At 66.3% G+C, this 5,932-nt stretch carries 8 protein-coding genes; 3 read left to right on the forward strand and 5 right to left on the reverse strand.

Annotated elements, in window-relative coordinates:
- Window positions 1-227, forward strand: a 227-nt coding sequence (locus tag FHP89_RS20745) for a peptide-methionine (R)-S-oxide reductase (RefSeq protein WP_144180213.1), incomplete at its 5' end; no start/stop codon positions are given.
- Window positions 228-700: 473 nt separating this feature from the next.
- Here the strand turns inward: FHP89_RS20745 and FHP89_RS20750 are convergent.
- The 5 genes from FHP89_RS20750 to FHP89_RS20770 all read right to left on the reverse strand — a co-directional run bounded on the left by FHP89_RS20750 (window position 701) and on the right by FHP89_RS20770 (window position 4,150).
- Window positions 701-883 (reverse strand): hypothetical protein, encoded by a 183-nt coding sequence (locus FHP89_RS20750; RefSeq protein WP_144180216.1) that lies wholly within the window; start codon window positions 881-883, stop codon window positions 701-703.
- Window positions 880-1,341 (reverse strand): c-type cytochrome, encoded by a 462-nt coding sequence (locus FHP89_RS20755; RefSeq protein WP_186300433.1) that lies wholly within the window; start codon window positions 1,339-1,341, stop codon window positions 880-882. The genes FHP89_RS20750 and FHP89_RS20755 overlap by 4 nt, the downstream gene beginning before the upstream one ends.
- A 62-nt stretch (window positions 1,342-1,403) precedes the next feature.
- Complete coding sequence (locus FHP89_RS20760) at window positions 1,404-2,522, reverse strand: patatin-like phospholipase family protein (RefSeq protein WP_144180222.1); 1,119 nt, start codon at window positions 2,520-2,522, stop codon at window positions 1,404-1,406.
- A 6-nt stretch (window positions 2,523-2,528) separates the two neighbouring features.
- Entirely contained in the window at window positions 2,529-3,302 is a 774-nt protein-coding gene (locus tag FHP89_RS20765) for a 3-hydroxybutyrate dehydrogenase (RefSeq protein ID WP_144180225.1), read from the reverse strand.
- A gap of 53 nt (window positions 3,303-3,355) precedes the next feature.
- Window positions 3,356-4,150 carry an SIR2 family NAD-dependent protein deacylase gene (locus FHP89_RS20770; protein ID WP_144180228.1) on the reverse strand — a complete coding sequence of 265 codons (795 nt, stop codon included), beginning with the start codon at window positions 4,148-4,150 and terminating at the stop codon, window positions 3,356-3,358.
- A gap of 109 nt (window positions 4,151-4,259) precedes the next feature.
- Between FHP89_RS20770 and FHP89_RS20775 the strand changes: the two genes are divergently transcribed.
- Together FHP89_RS20775 and FHP89_RS20780 are read left to right on the forward strand one after the other, a co-directional pair.
- Window positions 4,260-5,030, forward strand: a complete 771-nt coding sequence (locus tag FHP89_RS20775) for a TerC family protein (RefSeq protein WP_144180230.1) — start codon at window positions 4,260-4,262, stop codon at window positions 5,028-5,030.
- A partial coding sequence (locus FHP89_RS20780) for a serine/threonine protein kinase (RefSeq protein WP_144180233.1) occupies window positions 5,027-5,932 on the forward strand: 906 nt, incomplete at its 3' end. The genes FHP89_RS20775 and FHP89_RS20780, both read left to right, overlap by 4 nt.

The following is a 5,932-nucleotide window of genomic DNA, read 5'->3' on the forward strand; positions in this document are numbered from 1 at the left end:
CGATGGTGGGCGGCAAGCCGCCCACCCTACGGAGTGACGCCTCTACACTCGGGCTGATCGTGCCGCGCACCAAATACCATTGCGCCCGCTGCGGCGGCCACCAGGGCCATGTGTTTGGCGATGGCCCCGCGCCGACCGGGCAGCGGTATTGCAACAACGGCGTGGCATTGAGGTTCGTCCCCGAGGGCGAGGCGTTGCCGGAGGTACGGGAGGTGCCGGGGGCGTAGGGTGGTCAGCTTTGCTGCCCACCAAGCAGCATTTGTCGTGAGGCACGATGGTGGGCGGCAAGCCGCCCACCCAACGGCGTCGCACCGCGGCCTCTCCAAGAGGGCGATGGCGAAGCCGAGCCCGCGCGCGCTTCCCCTTCTGTACCGCCGAACGAAGCGCGTGGCTGACGGGAATTGTCGTGTCGCTTGTCTGAGCCCGCAGGGCGAGTGCGACACGACCCGCCGGGCGCGGGCGTAGTGAGGGGGCAGGCAAAGCCGGCGGTACAACAGGGGCGGATCGACGCATCCTTTCGTGTCGCTACAAGAAAGTTACTCGCCCGCCGGGGCGAGACCCCGCCAACGATTCGTCGCTTCCTGCGTCCCTGCTCGGACACGCTAACGGTTAATTAAAAAGACCGAGAACAATCGTCTCCGGCGGCGCTGGTCGTGAGGCACGATGGTGGGCGGCGAGCCGCCCACCCTACGGCGTGGCACTAGGACGCTATAACGGTCAATAAGAAAAGGCCGAGAACAATCGTCCCCAGCACAACCCACTCGCCCACCCGATAGGCATCGGCTTCCTCAAGATTGAAGCACCGACCCACCGTGCGGTTGGCCAGCCAGAGCGCGGCTTCACCCACGGCTTCGAATAGCGTCTCGAGGAGCGTGTCGATCACGGCAGCGGCGGCGGGTTATCGCTCAAAGTACGAATGTAGGCCACCACATTGGCCCGGGTGGCGTCATCGGAAATGCCGACGAAATTCATTTCGCGCCCCGGCACCGCTGTTTCGGTGTCCTGCAGGTAGTAGCTGAGCGTGGCGTAGGTCCATTTGCGTTTGACCTCGCGCATCGCCGGCGAGTAGCGGAAGCCCTCGCGCGCGGCCGACATGCGGCCCATCACGTTCCACAGGTGCGGGCCTTTGAAGTCGCCGCCTTCCTTGAAGCCATCGTGGCATTGCGAGCATTTGCGCTCGAAAAAGGCGGCGCCTGCCTCAAGGTCGGCCTGGCGGATCAACTCGGCAAAGGCCGGGTCGAGCGGCGGGTCGTAGGTCTTGAGCGGGCCAGGCTCGGCCTGCGCACAGGCGACAACAAGGCCCAGCGCGAGGCCGGGCAGGATGCGGGATGGTTTGATCATGCTCATCTCCTCCACTCAATCCTGAATGCAGCTAGTCTAGCGCGTCCGGCACGCGGGCGATGTCACACCCGGTCACTGGCGAAGACGCGGATGCCTTCGTGGTCGTCGGGGCGCTCAAGCACGCCGGGGCTCGCCAACACGCGGTTCACGTCGTGGCCGCCGCTGTGCCAGTGCTCTTCCATCATGCGCCGGCTGAAGTTGTAGTCCTTGCTCTCGTGCTCGTAGGGGCGGCTCTCGTAGATGAGGTGCACGATGGTCGCCACGCCGCCGGCGCAGTCCTTTTCCATGGCGTCGAGCAGATCGCGGGCGTCGGTGTCGTGCGGCAGTCGGGCGAGCAGTTCACGCACCCGGCGCTTCATCTGCATCTCGCGCACCATGTGGTCGCTGCTCAAACGCGTGCGGCTGGAGTACTGGATTTCCTTGATCCGCTCGGCCACGTCGCGAATATTGCGCGGCAACTCGCCATGCGCCGGCCACAGGTCGATCTGGAAGATCAGCGTGTCGGGGCGCGGGGTGTGGTGGAGCACATAGTCGAGCGGCGTGTTCGACGCCAGCCCGCCATCCCAGTAGAAGCGGCCCTCGACTTCCACCGGCGGGAAACCCGGCGGCAGCGCGCCGGAGGCCATGATGTGCTCCGGGCCGATGCGCCGCTCGCGGTTGTCGAAATACACATAGTTGCCGTTGTGGATGTCCACCGCGCCCACCGACAGGCGCACCGGCCCGTCATTGAGGCGGTCGAAATCGACAAACTCGCACAGCGTGTCGCGTAGCGGGGTGATGTCGTAGTAGCTCAGCGCCTCGGGCCGGTCGTCCGGCCACAGATAGGGCGGCGGCAGGCGCGGGCTGAAGAAGCCGGGCTGGCCGAAGGTGAGATTGCGGCCGGCCCACATCAGATTGTTCACCGCCGCCGGCAGCAGCGGCTCGGGCAAGGCCATGTTGCCGGGCAGAAACCGTGTGATGCGCTGCCAGAAGCCTTCGAGCGCGGCCACCCGCGTCTCGGGCGCATTGCCGGCAATGATGGCGGCGTTGATGGCGCCAATCGACACGCCTGCCACCCAGTCCGGCACGATGCCCCGCGCCGCCAGCGCCTGATACGCGCCGGCCTGGTAGGCGCCGAGCGCGCCGCCGCCCTGCAAGGCCAGCGCGACCTGTTCAAACCCGTGCTGTTTCGCTTTTGCCACGCCCGCTTACTCCATGTGCCAGCCGTGGCTGACGATCAGCGACTGGCCGGTGAGCGCATTGGTGGGGAAGGCGGCAAAGGTCAGCGCCACTTCGGCCACGTCTTCAATGGTGGTGAATTCTTTAGTGACCGTGCCGCCGAGCATGATGTTGTTCACCACCTCTTCTTCCGAGATGCCCAGCGATTTCGCCTGCTCCGGAATCTGTTTGTCCACCAGCGGGGTGCGCACGAAGCCCGGGCAGATCACATTGGCGCGCACGCCTTTCGGCCCGCCCTCTTTGGCGATCACCCGCGCCAGCCCCATCAGGCCATGCTTGGCGGTTACATAGGCCGACTTGAGCGGCGAGGCGAGCTTGGAGTGCACCGAGCCCATCAGCAGCACGCTGCCGCTGCCCTGCGCATACATGTGCGGCAGCACCGCCTTGGTGGTGAGAAAGGCACCGTCGAGGTGGATGGCGAGCATCTTCTTCCAGGCCGCAAAGGGGAATTCCTCAATCGGATGCACGATCTGTACGCCGGCGTTCGACACCAGCACATCGACCCGCCCCCAGCGATCGACCACCGCCTGTACGCCAGCGTTGACCGCATCCTCGTCGGTCACGTCCATGGCCACCGCCATGGCGCGGTCTTCGCCCAGCTCGGCCACCACCTGACGGGCCGCGTCCATATTGATGTCGGCGATCGCCACTTTGCTGCCCGCCGCGATGAAGCGCTTGGCAATGCCCAGGCCGATGCCGCCGGCCGCGCCGGTGATGAGGCTGACTTTATCGTTCAGTTGCATGCTCTCTCCCAATTCGGTTGCAGCGCCACGCGGGCGCCTTTAAAAGACTGGCCTTAAGCCGTTTGGTTCATGCCATCGGCAAAGGTGGTGTGCAGCAGGGCCGGCAAAGTGATGCCCGCCGCGCCCGGCAGATTCCAGTGCGCGATGCCGTCCAGGCTGGTGGATTGCGGGTTGATCTGCACCAGCAAGGCGCCGGTATTCACCGCAATCTGCGGCAATTCGGCGGCCGGATACACCATGGCCGAGGTGCCAATCGCCAGCATCAGATCGCAGCCGGCTGCGGCCGCCAGGGCCGACTGCCATTCATCGGCCGGCAGGCCTTCGCCAAACCACACCACGCCGGGGCGGATCGGGCTGGCGCAGCGCGGGCAGTCGGGCGGGGTCACGCGGCGGCCGCCTTCGGGCTCGTCCGGGATGTCGGCGGGGTAGCGCCACGGCGTGCCGCACTGAAAACAACGCGGCTGCATCAGGCGCCCGTGCAGATGGACCACACCGGTGCTGCCGGCGCGCTCATGCAGGTCATCCACGTTCTGGGTGATCACGGTCAGCGCGGGCACCTGCCTGGCCAACGCAGCAATGGCATGGTGCGCCGGGTTGGGCGCGGCCCGCATAACCGCCGCGCGGCGCCACTCGTACCAGCCCCAGACCAGCGCCGGGTCGGCGCGAAAGGCATCGGGCGTGGCCAGCGCGGTGGCGTCGTAGCGCGCCCACAGCCCGGTCTGCGCATCGCGAAAAGTCGGCACGCCGCTCTCGGCCGAGACCCCCGCGCCGGTCAGCACCACCACATGGCGGGCCTCGCGCAGCGCGGCCACCATCTGCCCGCTGAACAGGGCGTCGGAATCATTCATGTCGTTCATGGGCCGCAGTGTAGCGCGACGCGACAGGTGGCGACGCCGCCCTTGGTATCATGGCGCGTCGTTGTCGGCAGGGGCCGGCAACGCGGCCATTGAGGATTCCATGCTCGAAATTTTCACCGACCCGCAGTTGATCGTCGCCTTCTTCACCCTCACCGCGCTGGAGCTGGTGCTGGGCATCGACAACATCATTTTCATCTCGATCCTGGTCGACAAACTGCCGCCCGAGCGCCGTGACTTTGCCCGTCGCCTCGGCCTGTTTCTCGCCATGTTCATGCGCATCGCGCTGCTCGCCGCGCTATCGTGGCTGGCTGGCATGACCGAGCCGCTGTTCACCGTGCCGGTGATCGATCACGGCCTCTCGGGGCGCGACCTGATCCTCGTCGCCGGCGGCCTGTTTCTGGTGTGGAAGAGCACCGGCGAAGTGCACCAGCTGCTCGAAGGCGAAGAAGGCAGCGCCTCCAAGGCCGTGGCCAGCACCTTTGCCGCCGTCATCGCCCAGATCATCGTCATCGACCTGGTGTTTTCGCTCGATTCCATCATCACCGCCATCGGCATGGTCAATCACCTCGGCGTGATGGTCGCCGCGGTGGTCGCCTCGGTCGGCATGATGATGTTCTTCGCCAAACCCATCGGCGAGTTCGTCTCCGACCACCCCACCATCAAGATGCTGGCGCTGTCCTTCCTGCTGGTGGTCGGCGTGGTGCTGATCGCCGACGGCTTCGGCAACCATGTGCCCAAGGGCTACATCTACTTCGCCATGGCCTTCTCGGTCACCGTCGAAATGCTCAACCTGCGCATGCGCAAGAAGGCCGCAAAACCGGTCGACCTGCGCGAACCCTACTCGCCCGACCCAACCGAAGAACGCTCATGAGCGATCTCGACGCCCCCTTCTCCACGCTCACCCCGGAGCACCTGCTCGACGCCCTCGAAGCCCTCGGGCTCGATTGCGACGGCAGTGTGCTGGCGCTCAACAGCTACGAAAACCGCGTGTTTCAGGTCGGCATCTACGACAAACCCCCGGTCATCGCCAAGTTCTACCGCCCCGAGCGCTGGAGCGACGCGGCCATCGGCGAGGAGCACCGCTTTCTGGCCGAACTGGCCGAGCGCGAAATCCCGGTCGTTGCGCCACTGACGATCAACGGCAACACGCTCAACACCGCCGGCGGCTTCCGCATCGCCATTTTCCCGCGACGCAGCGGCCGCGCGCCCGAGCTTGAAGACGAAGACGTGCTGCGCTGGATGGGCCGCTTCATGGCCCGCATCCACGCCGTCGGCGCCATGCGGCCCTTCGAACACCGCCCCGCCATCAATGTGCAGACCTACGGTTTCGACGCGCGCGACGCCGTGCTCGCCACGCCCTATCTGCCGATGGAACTCGAAACCAGCTGGCGCAGCGTAGTCGACCAGGCGCTCGAAGGCGTCCAGCGCTGCTTCGACCGCGCCGGCCCGGTCGCCCAGATCCGCCTGCACGGCGACTGCCACGGCGGCAACGTCCTGTGGACGCCCGACGGCCCGCACTTCGTCGACTTCGACGACGCCCGCAGCGGCCCCGCCATGCAAGACCTGTGGATGCTGCTCTCCGGCGAACCCGACCAGCAGCGCCGGCAATTCGACGTCGTGCTCGAAGGCTATCGCCAGTTCCACGACTTCAACCCCGCCGAACGCCACCTCGCCGAAGCCCTGCGCACCCTGCGCCTCATCCACTACGCCGCCTGGATCGCCCAACGCTGGCACGACCCCGCCTTCCCCCACGCCTTCAGCTGGTTCGACAGC

The organism is Denitromonas ohlonensis, assembly GCF_007625205.1.
GTDB classification, from domain to species: Bacteria; Pseudomonadota; Gammaproteobacteria; order Burkholderiales; family Rhodocyclaceae; genus Nitrogeniibacter; species Nitrogeniibacter ohlonensis.